The 16,039-nt window shown below is 63.5% G+C and carries 11 protein-coding genes and 1 pseudogene; 3 read left to right on the forward strand and 9 right to left on the reverse strand.

The genetic code is table 11. From position 1 onward, the window contains the following. The 6 genes from ACXJL8_RS12885 to ACXJL8_RS12910 all read right to left on the reverse strand — a co-directional run. Window positions 1-1,585, reverse strand: a 1,585-nt coding sequence (locus ACXJL8_RS12885; protein WP_456685069.1) for a sensor histidine kinase, incomplete at its 3' end; no start/stop codon positions are given. A 166-nt stretch (window positions 1,586-1,751) separates the two neighbouring features. After that, window positions 1,752-4,847, reverse strand: coding sequence for a MexW/MexI family multidrug efflux RND transporter permease subunit (locus tag ACXJL8_RS12890; protein ID WP_456685073.1), 3,096 nt, complete (start codon window positions 4,845-4,847; stop codon window positions 1,752-1,754). 75 nt (window positions 4,848-4,922) lie between these two features. Next, window positions 4,923-6,116 carry an efflux RND transporter periplasmic adaptor subunit gene (locus ACXJL8_RS12895; protein WP_456623120.1) on the reverse strand — a complete coding sequence of 398 codons (1,194 nt, stop codon included), beginning with the start codon at window positions 6,114-6,116 and terminating at the stop codon, window positions 4,923-4,925. Between the two features lies 1 nt (window position 6,117). Then, entirely contained in the window at window positions 6,118-6,804 is a 687-nt protein-coding gene (locus tag ACXJL8_RS12900; RefSeq protein ID WP_456685070.1) for a TetR/AcrR family transcriptional regulator, read from the reverse strand. A 149-nt stretch (window positions 6,805-6,953) separates the two neighbouring features. After that, window positions 6,954-7,544, reverse strand: a complete 591-nt coding sequence (locus ACXJL8_RS12905; RefSeq protein ID WP_456623122.1) for a thiamine pyrophosphate-dependent enzyme — start codon at window positions 7,542-7,544, stop codon at window positions 6,954-6,956. Next, window positions 7,541-8,083, reverse strand: a complete 543-nt coding sequence (locus ACXJL8_RS12910; protein ID WP_456623123.1) for a phosphonopyruvate decarboxylase — start codon at window positions 8,081-8,083, stop codon at window positions 7,541-7,543. Before ACXJL8_RS12910 ends, ACXJL8_RS12905 begins: the two co-directional genes overlap by 4 nt. A gap of 107 nt (window positions 8,084-8,190) precedes the next feature. Here ACXJL8_RS12910 and ACXJL8_RS12915 point away from each other — a divergent pair, with 107 nt between their 5' ends. The 3 genes from ACXJL8_RS12915 (at window position 8,191) to ACXJL8_RS12925 (ending at window position 13,947) form a co-directional block, all read left to right on the forward strand. After that, on the forward strand, window positions 8,191-9,411 hold the full coding sequence (locus tag ACXJL8_RS12915) for a cytochrome P450 (RefSeq protein ID WP_456685071.1): 1,221 nt from the start codon (window positions 8,191-8,193) through the stop codon (window positions 9,409-9,411). A 176-nt stretch (window positions 9,412-9,587) separates the two neighbouring features. Beyond that, window positions 9,588-10,802, forward strand: coding sequence for an ornithine--oxo-acid transaminase (rocD, locus tag ACXJL8_RS12920; RefSeq protein WP_456623125.1), 1,215 nt, complete (start codon window positions 9,588-9,590; stop codon window positions 10,800-10,802). 340 nt (window positions 10,803-11,142) lie between these two features. After that, window positions 11,143-13,947 carry a hypothetical protein gene (locus ACXJL8_RS12925; RefSeq protein ID WP_456685072.1) on the forward strand — a complete coding sequence of 935 codons (2,805 nt, stop codon included), beginning with the start codon at window positions 11,143-11,145 and terminating at the stop codon, window positions 13,945-13,947. Between the two features lie 67 nt (window positions 13,948-14,014). On the opposite strand, the gene ACXJL8_RS12930 is transcribed toward ACXJL8_RS12925, so the two are convergent. The 3 genes and pseudogenes from ACXJL8_RS12930 to ACXJL8_RS12940 all read right to left on the reverse strand — a co-directional run. Then, the gene (locus tag ACXJL8_RS12930) at window positions 14,015-15,205 is read right to left on the reverse strand and encodes a hypothetical protein (RefSeq protein ID WP_456623127.1); all 1,191 of its coding nucleotides are present in this window, start codon (window positions 15,203-15,205) and stop codon (window positions 14,015-14,017) included. Window positions 15,206-15,276: 71 nt separating this feature from the next. Continuing rightward, window positions 15,277-15,600: a hypothetical protein gene (locus ACXJL8_RS12935; protein ID WP_456623128.1), complete on the reverse strand. Its 324-nt coding sequence runs from the start codon at window positions 15,598-15,600 to the stop codon at window positions 15,277-15,279. Window positions 15,601-15,663: 63 nt separating this feature from the next. Further along, window positions 15,664-16,039 (reverse strand): annotated as a pseudogene (locus tag ACXJL8_RS12940) (adenylate cyclase 3); the annotation flags it as partial.

Raw genomic sequence — 16,039 nt, forward strand, 5'->3', positions numbered from 1 at the left:
CGCCATGATAGGCCAGATTGAGGCTTTCCTCCACGATCGCATTGATGTCGACGGCACGATGCTCGCCGGAGCCCTCGCGAGAATGCAGCAGCATGTTCCTGACGATGGAATCGGCGCGCTTGCCGTGCTGCACCACCTTTTCCAGATTACTCTTGAGCATGCCGGTCAGCTCGTCGACCTCCTCCTTCGTCTTGCCGTCGAGCGCAGCCGCTTGCAGGGTCTCGTTGAGCTCGTCGATCAGCTCGGTCGAGACCGCGGAGAAATTGTTGACGAAGTTGAGCGGGTTCTTGATCTCGTGGGCGATGCCGGCCGTGAGCTGGCCGAGCGAGGCGAGCTTCTCGGTCTGGATCAGGCGATCCTGCGCGGCGCGCAGATCGTTCAGGGATTGCCTGAGTTCCGCGGTGCGCTGCTCGACCCTCTTTTCCAAATCCGCATAGGATTCCTGCAGCCGCGCGCCCATATCGTTGAACTGGTCGGCAAGCCCCTCGAGCTCGTCGCCGGTCCTGATCGAGATGCGCTGGGAGAAATCGCCGCCGCCGATCCGCTCGGCGCCGCTGCGCAACGCCTGGATCGGGCCGACCATGCGGCGCGCCAGGAATATCCCGGCGAGCACCGCGAAAATCGACGCCGCAAGCAACACGATCGCAAGCCGCTGCAACGAGCCATAGAGCGCGGCATAGGCTTCCTCGACCGGCAGCTCGACGAACATGGTCCAGTGCAGCGGCGCGATCGGGGCCGATGCGGTCAGCACCTTCTGCCCCTGGATGTTGAGCGCCTCAGGAAGCGTATCGGGCATCGCGCCACCGGCGGCCTGCGCGGCACGCACCTGCGCAAGCCCCGACATGTCGGTGTTGCGCAGCACGAGGCTGATATCGGGATGCGCGATCAGACGCCCTTCGGGACCGACCACATAGGCGTGTCCGTGCTCGCCGACCTTGATCTGCGACACGACGTCCCAGATCAGCTTGAGGTTCACCTCCGCGATGCTGACCCCCGCATCCTTGCGCGCCCCGGCCAACGCCAGCGTCATGTAGGGCTCGGATTCCCGGCGAAAATAGACCGGCCCGTAATAGACCTTGTGCGCGACGGCCTCGGTGAATTTTGGATCGCCCGAGAGGTCGGCGCCGCTGTCGATCGCGTCCATCGCCAGCCGCGAGACGCGCAGGCGCTCCTTGCCGGTCGGGTCCACTTGCGCGAGTTCGGTGATCGCGGGCACCTGGCGCAGCAGCCGCAGCGCATCGAACCGGCGCTGCTCGATCGAGCCCGCCGACCATGGCAGCTGCGTGGTCCAGCCGAGCTGGCTCTCGATCTCCTTGACGAACTGGCTGATCTTGGCGGCGGCCGCCTCGGCCTGCTCGTGCTGGACCCTGATCAGCGACGCCTTGTGCTCGCGATAATAGAAGAAGACCTCGAACAGGCCATTGGCCAGCAGCGCGACCGCGACGACGGCCACGAACAGCGCGACATATTTAGTGAACAGCCGGGTCCTGATCCCTCGCCCCGTCACACCGGGGACGACGCCATCCGCGGCCGCGCTGGGCAGCGTCCTGGCTTGCGGGGTGCCGGAATGGAGGGAAAGGCTCATCCGGCGGAACCTAGCAAGAAGACGAGACCTTGTCTCATGCGAGCATGGCAAAGGGCCCGCCCGACGGCCGCGGCGACAGCCGCATCATCGCCAGCGGCCAGGGCACAACGAAAAAGGGCGGCAGCGGATTGGCCGCTGCCGCCCTCTGATTCGCTTGCTTCCAGCCTCAGGTCGGCCGCAGGGCCTTGGAGCCGAGGTCGAGATCGGCGACCTGCTTGTTCCGCTCGGAATCGGCCGCCGCGCGATGGTCGGTCGCCAGCACCACGTAGACCGCGGGCAGCACGAACAGCGTGAACAGCGTGCCGATCGACATGCCGGCGACGACCACGAGGCCGATCGAGAAGCGGCTGGCCGCGCCCGCGCCGGTCGCGGTCAGGAGCGGAATCAGGCCAGTCACCATCGCGGCCGTCGTCATCAGGATCGGCCGCAGGCGGATGCGTGCGGACATCTCGATGGCCGACCGGCGGTCGAGCCGCTCGTTGACCTGGAGCTCGTTGGCGAACTCCACCATCAGGATGCCGTGCTTGGTGATGAGGCCAACCAGCGTCAGCAGACCGACCTGGGTGTAGATGTTCATCGTCGCCGCGCCGAAGAACAGCGGGATCAGCGCACCCACGATCGCCATCGGCACCGAGATCATGATCACCAGCGGGTCACGCAAGCTCTCGAACTGCGCCGCCAGCACCAGGAAGATGATGATCAGCGCGAAACCGAAGGTGATCGCGAGCTGGTTGCCTTCCTGCACGTACTGCCTGCTGTCGGCCAGATAGTCGTGGCTGAAGCCTTGCGGCAGTTTCTTGGCCTCGCTTTCGAGGAAGTCGACCGCAGCACCCACGGTCACGCCGGGCATCGGCACGGCCGAGAAGGTTGCCGAATTGAGCTGGTTATAGTGCGTCAGCGAATTCGGGTCGGTCCTGGTGTCGATCGACACCACCGTCGACAGCGGAAGCTGCTGACCGGTGCTGGTCGTCACGTAGTAGCCGCCGAGCGAGTCCGGCGAGAGGCGCTGGCCACGCGGCACCTGCGGAATGACCTGGTAGGAACGGCCCTCGAGGTTGAAGCGATTGACGTAGTTGCCACCCAGCAGCACGGCCAGCGCGCTGCCGACGTTCTGCATGTTGATGCCGAGATCCTGGGCCTTGGTCCGGTCGATCTTCACCGTCACAGTCGGCTGGTTGTAGGCGAGATCGCTGTCGGAGACGATGAACATGCCGCTCTTGCGCGCGGCGTCCTTCAGCTTCTCCATCTGCTCATAGACCGTCTGGAATCCGGCGGTGGAATTGATCACCATCTGCACCGGCAGGCCGCCCGGCCCGCCCGGCAGCGGCGGCAGGTTGAACGCGAAGGCCTGCACGCCCTCGATCTTGGAGAGCTCGGCCTGCACCAGCGGCTTCAGCTGGATCGACGAACGCTTGCGCTCCTCCCAGGGCTTGAGCAGCATGCCGGCAATACCGCCCTGCGGGCCGTTGATGCCGTTCAGCACGAAGCGCAGATCGGTCTCGGCGAATTTCTGGAATTTCTCGTCGAGCTTTTCGCCGTAGAAATCGACATAGTCGATGTTGGCGTATTTCGGCGCCTTGGTCACCGCAAAGACGATGCCCTGGTCCTCCTCCGGCGCCAGCTCCTTCGAGGTGTGCATGTAGAGGAAGCCGACCAGCCCGAGGATCGTCACCGCGAACAGACCGGTGATGGCCTTGTAGTCGAGCGAGCGGTCGAGCCTGCGGCCATACCAGCGCGTCAGCGCGCCGAACACCCTGTTCACCAACTTGGCGAAGCGGCCCTCTTCGGTGTTCTTCAGCAGCACTGAGCACATCATCGGCGACAGCGTCAGCGCGATCACGCCCGACACGATCACCGAGCCCGCGAGCGTGAAGGCGAATTCGCGGAACAGCGAGCCGGTGAGGCCGCCGAGGAAGCCGATCGGCGCGTACACGGCCGCGAGCGTGATCGTCATCGAGATGACGGGACCGACGATTTCGCGCGCGCCTTCCAGCGACGCCTGTACCGGTGTCTTCCCTTCCTCCAGATGGCGGTGGATGTTCTCCACCACGACGATGGCGTCGTCGACCACGAGGCCGATCGCCAACACCATCGCCAGCAGCGTCAGCAGGTTGAAGCTGAAGCCCAGCGCCAGCATCAGCGTGCAGACGCCGATCATCGATAGCGGGATGGTGACGACAGGAATGATGACGGAGCGGAATGACGCCAGGAACAGGAAGATCACCACGATCACGATGATCACGGCTTCGCCCAGCGTCTTCTCGACCTCGTCGATCGAGGACTGGATGAACTTGGTGGAATCGTAGGCCACCTTCATCTTCATCGACGGCGGCAAATTGCGTTCGAGCTCGGGGAACAGCGCGCGCACGCCCTTGACCAGCGTCAGCGGGTTGCCCTGCGGGGTCGCCTGCACGCCGATGAAGATCGCGTGCTCGCCGTTGAAGGCGACGCTCGCGTCCGTGCTTTGGGCTGCAAGCTCGACGGTGGCTATGTCCTCCATCCGCACGAAGCCGCCGTCCTTGGCCTTGACGATCATCTTTCTGAACTGATTGACGTCTGTCAGGCCCGTATTCGTCGAGACGTTCGAGACGATCAGATAGCCCTTGGTCTGGCCTGCCGCGGACTGGAAGTTGTTGGCGGCGATCGCGGCGGCAACATCCCCGGGCGACACGTTGCGGCCGGCCATCTTCACCGGATCGAGCCACAGCCGCATCGCGAAGTTCTGGGCGCCAAGGATGTCGGCAGAGGCCACGCCGTCGACGGTCGACAGCACCGGCTGCACCACGCGCGTCAGATAGTCCGAGATCGCCGAGCCCGACAGCTCCTCGGAGGAGAAGCCGAGATACATCACCGCAGTGGTCTGGCCCGTCGTCTTGGTGACGATCGGGTCGTTGGATTCCTTCGGGATCAGGTATTTGACCGAGTTCGTCTTGGCCAGCACCTCGGTGAGCGCCTGGTTCGGATCGAAGTTCAGCTTGATGTAGACCTGGATCGTCGAGGTGCCGAGCACCGACGACGAGGTCATGTAATCGACGCCTTCGGCGGACGCGACCGCCTGCTCGATCGGCGTGGTGATGAAGCCCTGGATCAGGTCCGCGGATGCGCCGGGATAGACGGTCGTGATGTTGATGACCGTGTTCGACAGCTTCGGGTATTGCCGGATCGGCAGCACCATCGCCGCGCGCAGGCCGATCAGCAGGATCAGCAGGCTGACAACGACCGACAGGACCGGGCGTTTGATGAAAATATCAGTAAAGCGCATCGCGGCGATCTCGATTTCGTTGACTTGCACGAACATGATCCGGCCGTGCCGGATCATGCTGCGACGTTTGCGGTATCAATAGCGCGGCGGCTGCGCCGGGATCTGCGGGGCCGGGTCGGTCGAAATCGACACCGCCGCGCCCGATTGCAGCTTGAGCTGGCCGACTGCGACAACCTTGTCGCCCGGCTTCACGCCCTTGATGATTTCGACGCGACCCTCGACCCGGTTGCCGGTCTGCACGAACGTGCGCACGGCGCTCAGGCTGGTCTTGCCGTCCTCTTCCTTCTTCTCGGTGATCACGAACACGGAGTCGCCATACAGCGTGTAGTCGACCGCGGTCTCCGGCACGGTGATCACCGCCGGCTTGTTCGGCAGCACCACCGTGGTGGTCACGAACATGCCGGGCTTCAGGATCTTCTCCGGATTGGCGACGGTCGCCTGCACGCGGATGTTGCGGGTGTCGGTCGAGATCTGCGGCTCGATCGTGGTGATCTTGGCGTCGAAGGTGCGGCCAGGATAGGCGTCGACCTTGAGCCGGACCGGCTGGCCGACCTTGAGGTTGCCGGAATCCTTTTCCGTCACGGTGAAGTTGGCCCACAGCTCCGACAGATCGGTCAGCGAGACGATGGCCGTGCCGGCCGTCAGGTACTGGCCGACCTCGACCTTGCGCACGCCGAGATCGCCGGAGAACGGCGCGCGCACCAGTTTCTGCGAGATCACGGCCTCGGTTTTGGCGATGCCGGCCAGCGCCTGATCGTAGGCAGCCTGCGCGTTATCGACGGTCGCCTGCGGACCGAACTGGCGCGAGGCCAGCTGCTTGGCGCGGTCGAGCGACAGCTGCGCGACGGTCGCCTGCGCCTTGAAATTGGCGAGGTCGCCCTGCTCCGGCATGTCGAAGAACTGCACCAGCGGTGTGCCGGCCTCGACATGCGTGCCCGGCTCGAACTTGATCTCGGTGACGCGGCCGTTGACGTCGGCGCTGACGTCGACCTGGTGCACGGCGGCAAGCCCGCCGACCGCGGTCAACAGGTTCGGCACCACTTCCGACTTCGCCTCGGCGGCGCTGACCGCGACCGGCGGCGGCTTGTTGCTGGCGAAGAACTGCTTGATCATCTGGCCGCGGAAATAATTGAACCAGACGAGACCACCGACGAGCACGCCCAGCAGCGTGCCGACGATGATGAACCACAGCACCGGCCGAACCGGACGCTTGGGAGCCTTGTTGTCGATCGGTTCGCCCGAAATCTTGTGTTCGGTTACGATGTTCATGTCATGCGCTTTCTGCAATCGCCGTCTTGCCCGCATCCGCGGCCTGATCGCGGCCCAAATGCGAAGCAATTGCGGCGTCGTTAAGTCCGATACCCCTCAGGAGAAACTCACAGAGCTGACGCCCCAGGTCGTCCGCCCCGTCGTAAGCGAGGCAAGGCGTGGCCGGCAGCCTGGTCAACGCAGCGGTCATCACCGAATGATGCGCAAACCAGAACAGATTGAGCGGCTCGCCGGTGCACGGGCGCGCATCGCCGGCGGCGACAGCGCGCTCGAGCGAAGCGACGAAGACCGCCCCGATCAGCTTCTCGATCTTGGCATATAGCAAACGCGCGAATTCGCCATCATCCAAATGGCTCGTGGCCATCAGTCGCAGGCGCTCCGCCTCTTCCTGATCGGGACCGTCCGCGATTTGCAGGAAATGCTCAACCATACCGCGAATCAATTCGACCAGGGTGGCAGTCGAGGGGTCCCGCTCCATGAGATCCATCAGCGCCGGATCGGCCTCGCATTCATCGCTGAGGATTTCGGCGTAGAGCGCCGCCTTGGACGGGAAATGCTTGAACAGCAGCGCCTCGGAAATGGCAGCGGCGGCCGCCACGCTCTTGGTCGTGGTGCCGGTATAGCCGTGCCTGGCAAAGCAGCGCTTTGCGGCGCCGAGGATTAATTGACGCCTCAGGTCGCTCGTCATTCGCAGTGAGCTYATGTTAGTGAGTAAGCACTCACCCACGCAAAAGTCAAGCAGAATGCTGCATCGCAACCTAAATGGGTGCAAATTCGTTGGAAATTGGCCACACGCCGCGGGGGCGGAGGTGCGGGAGAACTGCTTCCCGGCTGGCGTCAGATCGGCTGGAAGCCGAGATCGCCGCGGATCCGGTTGACGATATAGGTCCCGTCCCGGCTTGGCAGAGTCCGCTCAACGTTGGCGCTGCCGATCTTCACATTGGCAAACCGCGGCCCCGCCGAGACGTCCTGGACGGCTTTGGCGAAGGCCTCGACCTCGGCCATGGTCGAGATCGCGCAGGCGTCCGGGATGCCGCAGGCCCTGGCGACGCCGACAAGGTCGGCCGCCGCGGATGTGTGGCTGGTCTGGCCGCCGGTCTCGCCATAGGCCTCGTTGTCGAGCACCACGACCGAGAGGTTGGACGGCTTCTGGAGGCCGATGGTGGCGAGGCTGCCCATGCCCATCAGCATCTCGCCGTCGCCGGTGATTACCAGCACCGGCAGTTTCGGTTGCGCCAGTGCGAGCCCCAGCCCGATCATCGCGGCGCCGCCCATGCCGCCCCAGAGATAGAAGTTGCGCGCGTGGTCGCCGGCGGCGGTGATGTCGTTGGTGGAGGCACCCAAGCCGCCGATCGCAACCACGTCCTTGCGGTCCGCAAGCAGCGTGGACACCACCTGACGGCGGTCGAGGAGATTGGCCTTGCTCATTTGGTGAAAACCTTGGCGCCGATCAGGCGCTGCGACAACAGGACGGCGGTCGGCGTGAGCGCGTTATAGGCCTGAGCTGCGGCCGCCTCTAACACAGCCGGCACCTCGGCCGCATTGGAGGCGCGCAGCACCTTGATGCCGGAGAGCTCGAACACGCCTTGCGTGGTCGATCCCATCGGCACCTGCCACGGATTGAACTCGCCCCACTCGCCGCGCATGGTCACCAGCGTGAGGAACGGAAAGCGCAGGATCGGGATCAGCGAGAACATGTTGATGCAGTTGCCGACCCCGCTCGACTGCATCAGCAGCACGCCGCGCTGCCCGCCGGTCCAGGCCCCGGCCAACAGCGCCACGCCCTCCTCCTCCGTCGTCAGCGGAATGCCGCGCATCGTGGAGGAGGCGAGCACGCGCTGGATCAGCTTCGAATGGCCGGCGTCCGGCACGTAGGGCACCTGCCGGACGTCGAAGCGTTGCAATGTCGCGAAAATATCGTCGGGCCAATTCGGGGCCGTCTCGGCTGCGTCAGCGCGGGCGTGCATTTTCCTGTCCGGTCGGCTAGCAAATGACGGCGCGACTGTAGACGGTGACCCGCACCGCTCGAAAGAGCGAAAACGGCATATCGGTCTCAACCAGCGAGTATGGCGGCATGAACGCAGATGCGAAAGAACTGGCGGCCAGGTTCGATCTCGAGAAGCTGACGGCGGAATTCTACGACAATCCGTACCCGACTTATCGTGCACTGCGGGAGAACGAGCCGGTCAAGCGCCTGCCCAACGGCACCGTGTTCCTGACCCGCTACGACGACCTCGTCGCCACCTACAAGAATACGAAATCGTTCAGCTCGGACAAGAAGCGCGAGTTCGCGCCGAAATACGGCGACACCCCGCTCTACGAGCACCACACCACCAGCCTCGTCTTCAACGATCCGCCGGCGCATACCCGGGTGCGGCGCCTGATCATGGGCGCGCTGTCGCCGCGCGCGATCGCGGGCATGGAGGGCGATCTCATCACGCTGGTGGACGGCCTGCTCGATGCGATCGCCGCCAAGGGTCATTGCGAGCTGATCGAGGATTTCGCCGCCTCGATCCCCATTGAAGTCATCGGCAACCTGCTCGACGTTCCCCACGACGAGCGCGCGCCGCTGCGCGACTGGTCGCTGGCGATCCTCGGTGCGCTCGAGCCCGTGGTGTCGCCGGAAGTAGCTGCGCGCGGCAACAAGGCGGTGACGGATTTTCTCGCCTACCTTCAAACGCTGGTTGCGCGCCGGCGCGAGAAGCCCGGCAATCCCGAGCGCGACGTGCTGACGCGGCTGATCCAGGGCGAGGAGAATGGCGAGCGGCTGACCGAGAAGGAGCTGCTGCACAACTGCATCTTCCTGCTCAATGCCGGCCACGAGACCACCACCAATCTGATCGGCAACGGCCTCGTGGCGCTGCACCGGAATCCGGACCAGAAACGGCGGCTGATCGACAATCCGGACCTGATCAAGACCGCCGTCGAAGAGATGCTGCGTTACGAAAGCTCGAACCAGCTCGGCAACCGCATGACCACGGAGCGGGTCGAGCTCGGCGGCGTCATGCTCGATCCGGGCACGTCGATCACGCTGTGCATTGGTGCAGCCAACCGCGATCCCGCGCAGTTTCCGGATCCGGAACGTTTCGACATCGCGCGCACGCCGAACCGGCATCTCGCTTTCGCCACCGGCGCGCATCAATGCGCCGGCATGTCGCTGTCGCGGCTCGAAGGCGCGMTCGCGATCTCGCGTTTCCTGGCGCGCTTCCCGAACTATGCGGTGAGCGGTCAGCCGGTGCGCGGCGGACGGGTGCGGTTCCGCGGCTTTTTGAGCGTGCCCTGCGCGATCGGTTGAGGCCCGAAAACAAAAAAGTCGCAAACAACCCCATGCAAAGTAGCGGCGGTTGGCGCAAGATTGCCTTGGTGGATTCGCGTAACCATTTGACAAGGGGAGGCAAATCAGCGGCATCGCGCACCTCGCTGAGGCCCCGATCAATTCGAGCGCGGCACGCAGCAATGGAGTGACGAAAGATGAGTTCGTCCGTCATTGATTTCCTCGCAACCGAAGCACGCTTTGGCGCCCATAATTACGAGCCGATCGGGGTCGTCCTGTCGCGCGGCGAAGGCGTCTGGGTCTGGGATACCGACGGCAACCGTTATCTCGATTGCCTCTCCGCCTATTCGGCGGTCAACCAGGGCCACTGCCACCCCAGGATCCTGGCGGCGATGGTGGAACAGGCGCACCGGCTGACGCTCACCTCGCGCGCCTTCCACAACGACCAGCTCGCCCCGTTCTACGAAGAGATCGCGGCGCTGACCGGCTCCCACAGGGTGCTGCCGATGAACAGCGGCGCCGAGGCGGTCGAAAGCGCGATCAAGTCGGTGCGCAAATGGGGCTATGAGGTGAAGGGCGTGCCGGACGGCCACGCCGAGATCATCGTCTGCGCCGACAATTTCCACGGACGCACGCTGGGCATCGTCGGCTTTTCAACGGACCCTGAGACACGAGGACACTTCGGGCCGTTCGCGCCGGGCTTCAGGATCATCCCGTTCGGCGATGCCGCGGCGCTGGAAGCAGCGATCACGCCGAACACGGTCGCCTTCCTGGTCGAGCCGATCCAGGGCGAAGCCGGCGTCATCATTCCACCCGACGGCTATTTCACCAGGGTGCGGGAGCTCTGCACCGCCAACAACGTGATGCTGGTGCTCGACGAGATCCAGACCGGGCTCGGCCGCACCGGCAAGCTGCTCGCCGAACAGCACGAGGGCATCGAGGCGGACGTGACGCTGCTCGGCAAGGCCCTGTCCGGCGGCTTCTATCCGGTGTCGGCCGTGCTCTCGAACAACGAAGTGCTCGGGACATTGAGACCCGGGCAGCACGGTTCGACCTTCGGCGGCAACCCGCTTGCCTGCGCGGTGGCGCGCGCGGCGATGCGCGTGCTGGTCGAGGAAGGCATGATCGAGAACGCCGCCAGCCAGGGCGCGCGCTTTCTGCAAGGCTTGAAAGACATCCGTGCCAACACGATCCGCGAGGTGCGCGGGCGCGGCCTGATGCTGGCGGTCGAGCTGCATCCCGAGGCCGGCCGCGCACGCCGCTACTGCGAGGCGCTCCAGGGCAAGGGCATCCTCGCCAAGGATACCCATGAGCATACGATCCGCATCGCCCCGCCGCTGGTGATCACCAGCGACCAGGTCGACTGGGCGCTGGAGCGGTTCGCCACGACGCTGACGCAGGACTTCTCTTGAGGCTGCCTGCGGCGGAAGATCGCAATGCCGGCCGCGGCCGACGACGAACCAGTCCGCCACCTGTGCGCTGAAGGTTGATCACCAGGCGCGTACTCATAAATCGAGCTTGTTTGGTGCAGGCTTGCCGGCGGTCGGGCGCGCAATCGCGCCCCATTCGGCCGGCCGTTCTGCTTGCAGGTTGCAAACACGCCGCCTCCATGATGAGGCCATACCAGCTGGAACGGCTATCGCGAGATGCCGGCATGGAGTAGAATTCATCGACAACGACGCCAGGCGCAAGCGCGCACACCATTGAGCTCCGTCACAGTGTGACGGGCGCCTCAAGCAGGAGGGGTGGCAGATGGCAGATGAAGTTGCTCGCGGACCGCGCGATTCAGCGGAGTGGCGTCCCAGCAAATATGCGCTCTGGAGCGAGCGCTGGGGCGACGCGGCCAACGCACCGACTTCTATTTTGCTGCGTCATCCAACGGCTCCGTTTCTGAAAACCGTCGACGCAATTGATGATCGTCACATGCAGCGTCTGGGCAATGAATACCTCAAAGCGGTGACGAGGAATTCCAAGATCGATCCGCGAATCCATCTCCCGTCAGTGCACACGACCATCTCGAACGCATCGATCAAGCCTCGTTCAGGCTTCTTCCGGTGGTTGCCCCTTGGCTGGCCCCCCGCGAAGCCGGACGACGACAATGCCGGCGACCCGTTCGTCTCGTTCCGAGTTGAGCGTAAGTCGCGGGCAGGCGAGCTTGTCGATCAGACCGTGATTCTGGTGGCTTCCGAGTGGATTCCCGACAAGCTCAAACCGCCCGGCCATTTCCTGGGCTCCGGGTTCGGCATCCGCGTGGTTGTGCATGTGCGGCCGAAGAACGGAAAATACGAAACACGCATTACCGGGATGACCGCGTCACTTCCGTTCGGCCCTTACAGCACCCCCCGAGTATTCAATTTGGTAGAGAAGGACGAGTTCGCGCCGATCTTCAATCCGGACAGGCTTTTTCATGTCAAGACCCAGATGTCCAAGCAGCTTGGCTTGAAAAATCAATCCGTGTCCATTCGAGGCGCCCGGATCGCCGCCGCATCCGACGGAACACGGGACGGAACACCGCGTGTCCAGTGGCAAGCCACGAGCAAGCCTGAGACGGAGGGCGGCCGAACCAGGGCTACGCCGTATTCGTTCGTGTTCTCGGGGACGCCGACAGAGGCTGGGGCTCTTGTCAGCAAGGTTGAGCTCGTCGCCGATGCGATGACGCCTGGGCACGCGTGGGTGTTTCCGCTTGATCCTGCGTCGCAGGAGGCGCCGACCGATCTTCGCAAGCGGCGCCCGACACGCACCGAAAAAGAACTCGAGCACTATCGCGACGATGAGGAAATCACCGCGCATCAGGCGGATCCGTTGATTTACCCGGAACCGCCCTATCCAGAGCCAGCCGGATTCATCGAAGATGTAAGGGTGGTGGTTTGCCCCGGATTTGTCCTTGCCGACGGTCCTCCCCCTCCCCCTTACCCAGGAGATCCGAAGACGGTCGATCTACCCGACACGTCCGCGCCTCTCGTTCGATCGAACGACTTCGCGGCAATCAGCGCGTACAACAATGTCCGGCAATTCTTCGAGCGGCTCGATGCGTATGGAATGAGTGCGGTTTCGTACTTTCGGATCGCYAGCCTGCCGCTCAAGGTCTTTTATCGCTCCGGGGTGCGGCCAGGCCCCGGCAAGGACGGCCAGACCGTCAATGCGCGTGTTCTTCCGGAGGGCTGGCTGGTCGACTACGTCGGACCGACCAAGCTCAGCGATCGTCCGATCCTGCAACTGCATTTGGCGCTGGCCGACCTTTCGACCCGGGCGCGCAAGCCATGGGACGGAAAAACACGCTCGCCAGCTGAGCCACTTGGCATCGCGGCCGACGCGCGCTGGATCTGGCATGAGATCGGGCACGTGCTTCTGATGTGCTCGGTCGGTGAGCTGGAATTTCGCTTCGCCCACAGCGCCGGCGACGCGCTCGCGGCGATCGTCTCGGACCCGCAATCGCAACTGGCCGGAGATGCCAATTGGCGCGGCGCGACATTCCCGTGGGTGTTTGCGCCGCGTCGCCACGACCGATGCGTGTCGCATGGATGGAGCTGGGGCGGCTCGTTGCACTATGCGATGTCCCAGGTGCCCGATTCAACGCCGCCCCGACGCAAGGGTTACTGGACCGAGCAGATTCTTTCATCATCGCTGTTCCGGCTGTACCGCGCTATCGGCGGCGACACGAAGGCGGTGGGAATGCAAAACCAGCCTGACCAACTCGCCCGCGAGTCGGCTTCGCACTATTCCGTCTACCTCATCATGAGGGGGATTCAGATTCTGCCGACATCGACCACCGTGTTGGCCAACGAACCGGATCAGCTCGTCTCCGCGCTGATCGACGCCGACATCGGCACCAGTTCCTGGGACGTCCTGTGGGACGTGACCTTTCCTCCGCCACCGTACAGCACCAAATCTTTCTCGTTCCACAGGATCGGTGGCTGTGTGCACAAGGTCATTCGCTGGGCGTTCGAAGTCCAGGGCCTGTATGCCGTTGCCGGAACGATCAGCAACGCGCCAGGCCTTCCACCGCCGGTCGACGTCTACATTCTGGACCGGCGGCCACTTTCGGAAGCCTCGCCCTACGGCGATATCGCGTATGGGCCCGGCAGCTACAATCCGGTCTCGCTCGATTGGGATCCCCACCAGTCCGGTTCAGATGCTCCGCCCTTGTGGCAAGCCGACCAAAGCGCGATCGTCGTGTCGGGCAGCAATATTTCCGTGAAGGTCGGAAACCGCGGCGGTCAACAGGCAACGAATGTTGAAGTCACCGTTTGGTGGCACGCATGGCCCAGTGGCAGTCCTCCGCCGAAATGGAAGGATATGCAGTGGGAACCGTGCACCCGGTCACCAGGCCCCGGCCAAACCATTGACCCAGGTGCGCCGCCTGTTGAATTTGATTTCACGTTCAACAACCCACCGCCGTCCAACACCCGCTATCTGGTGCTGGCTATCGCAACCTGCGGGGACGATGCCGCCAACACTGATCCAACGACGTCCTTCCCGTGCAGCCAGTTGCCCACGGAACTCATTGACCTCGTACCCAATGACAACAACCTTGGTCTCATCGTCGTTGGCCCCTAGCGGCAGCCCGATAGTATGACGTGCGCTTCGTTGTTCAGGTCGGCCGGGCAAAAGGGACAAGGCCCGGTCAGGGCCACTTGGTCGGCCACTCGGCGGTTGCGTGGGCGAGCACCGAGTAGAGCGTCGGACAATTGATKCGGCTTGTCGTGTTGTCGTGCAGCAGCGCTCGCCAAATACCGGCTGCAATGTGACGACTTCCAGCCGAGTCGGAAGCATAGTGGACGCCGAGACGTTCGCGGTTCTTGGCGATACGCCCGGCAAGCCAAAGCAGCGGCGAATCAATCTCGCGACGCCCTGCCAGTGGGTTTCGGACAAGTGTTTGTGTGCCCGACTGCGTGCTTCCGAGAGTACTAATGGGAGTAGGCGTAGTGTTGGGGTTCGGCGGAGAACTGGAAATCTGAAAGACACCAGCCACCCCGGTCGTTATCACATAGTAAGTCGTTCCGGGCGTAATCGGCGCCGGAAGCGCGCCACCAGCCGTCGTCTGGAAAAACACCGGGTCGCCGGCGTTTAGCGCCACGTTCCCCGTGACCACAGCGGGGTTAGCCAAAGAAATGGTCACCGTTACGGGTAAACATGGGTCGACTGCCTTGCCCGGCGAACCGTTGTATGGAGCGGCGAACAAGCCGTAGCGCTGGCGAAGCGCCGGTATTTCCAGGAGCAGAAGCGCGATGAAATGACCGATGAAGGAATGCCCGCTGGTAAACGACGGATGGGCGGGAGGACCGAACGGAGGCGCCAGGCCTGGACATAACGTCGATGGGCGAACGCGGCTGAACTGCTGCTTGTAATAAAAATATGCGACGTTACCGATGGCGTACCCGCAGTTGACGAGCTCCATTGTCCACGGGCGCCGTGATTCACTCGTATCGATGAAGGCAGTAATGTAGCCGGCACTGCCATCCGCCTGCTCGATGATTTCGGCCATATAGCGATCGCGATCGTCCTGCATCAACATTTGCAGTTGTTCGATTTCGCCGAGGATCGAGTTGAAGGCCGCGCCCTTCGCCGCGGTCCATCCGGCAGGCGAGGCGCCGGCGTTCGCGTTAGGATTTTGAGGATTTAAAAGGGGATCGGGCTGCCACGCCAGATCGAGGCTCTCCAGCCAGCTTCTCGCCAGCAGGTCAGCCCGACCGAATTGCCATTGATGGGGCTGGCCGCCGAATTCGCGCGCCGCCATGATTGACGGTCGAGAAGGATCGACGGCCTTCAGCCATTGAGTGAGATGACGGTCGTATGGAAGCGTCCAGAACCGCAATGCCGGGTCCCAATCATCGGTCGTCCATTCGAGGAACGCATCCTGCCCGGTTGCATCGACCTGATAGGGATCTACAGTTTCCTGCCACGGATACGGCGGATTCCCAGCATCATCAGGAGTAAAGTCGAGTGCCCAAGGTCGAAAGTCCAGGTCCGAGGGGGTTGCGTAAAAACTGCGCCCCGTGCCCGGCCCCGCTTCGGCACTGTACGCCGCACCGGCTCCTGCGCCCGCTCCAGCACCTGCACCCGCTCCAGCACCTGCACCCGCTCCAGCACCTGCGCCCGCTCCAGCACCCGCTCCAGCACCTGCGCCCGCTCCAGCACCCGCGCCCGCTCCAGCGCCTGCGCCCGCTCCAGCGCCTGCGCCCGCTCCAGCGCCTGCGCCCGCTCCAGCACCTGCGCCCGCTCCTGCTCCAGCTCCCATAATAAGCCTCCCAGGTGCTTGAAATTTGTATTTGGCTATTCCGGCAACCCCGCGGCGCGCAATCCCTTCGCGAAACGATCCAGATCATCCTTCCGCAGCGGATACCAGGAAACGAAAGTTGAGACTCTAAACGATGGTTCGATTTCGAGAAGCTGTCGAGCCGCCAATTCAGCTCCAGCTTCGTCACCCGAAAGTGCAAGCGCGGCGGCCAGAGTTCGTACACAGGGACGAAAAAGTAGATTTGCCCGCCGTGACCTGTTCAGGTAAACGATCGCTTCATCGTATCGCCCAGCGACGAATTCGGCAATTCCCGCCACGATCCAAAAATAGAAGTTCAAGGGATCAAAGGGATTGAGACGCCATACGTTCTGCAATCGCTCCAGCGCTTCGTCGGGCCGCCCCAAATAGGCG

It is taken from the genome of Bradyrhizobium sp. P5_C11_2, from assembly GCF_054049755.1.

Excerpts from the sequence above, each read along its gene's own strand:
- ACXJL8_RS12890 (WP_456685073.1), bottom strand. The coding sequence starts at position 4,847 with ATGCGCTTTACTGATATTTTCATCAAACGCCCGGTCCTGTCGGTCGTT.
- ACXJL8_RS12895 (WP_456623120.1), bottom strand. The coding sequence starts at position 6,116 with ATGAACATCGTAACCGAACACAAGATTTCGGGCGAACCGATCGACAAC.
- ACXJL8_RS12900 (WP_456685070.1), bottom strand. The coding sequence starts at position 6,804 with ATGACGAGCGACCTGAGGCGTCAATTAATCCTCGGCGCCGCAAAGCGC.
- ACXJL8_RS12905 (WP_456623122.1), bottom strand. The coding sequence starts at position 7,544 with ATGAGCAAGGCCAATCTCCTCGACCGCCGTCAGGTGGTGTCCACGCTG.
- ACXJL8_RS12910 (WP_456623123.1), bottom strand. The coding sequence starts at position 8,083 with ATGCACGCCCGCGCTGACGCAGCCGAGACGGCCCCGAATTGGCCCGAC.
- rocD (WP_456623125.1), top strand. The coding sequence starts at position 9,588 with ATGAGTTCGTCCGTCATTGATTTCCTCGCAACCGAAGCACGCTTTGGC.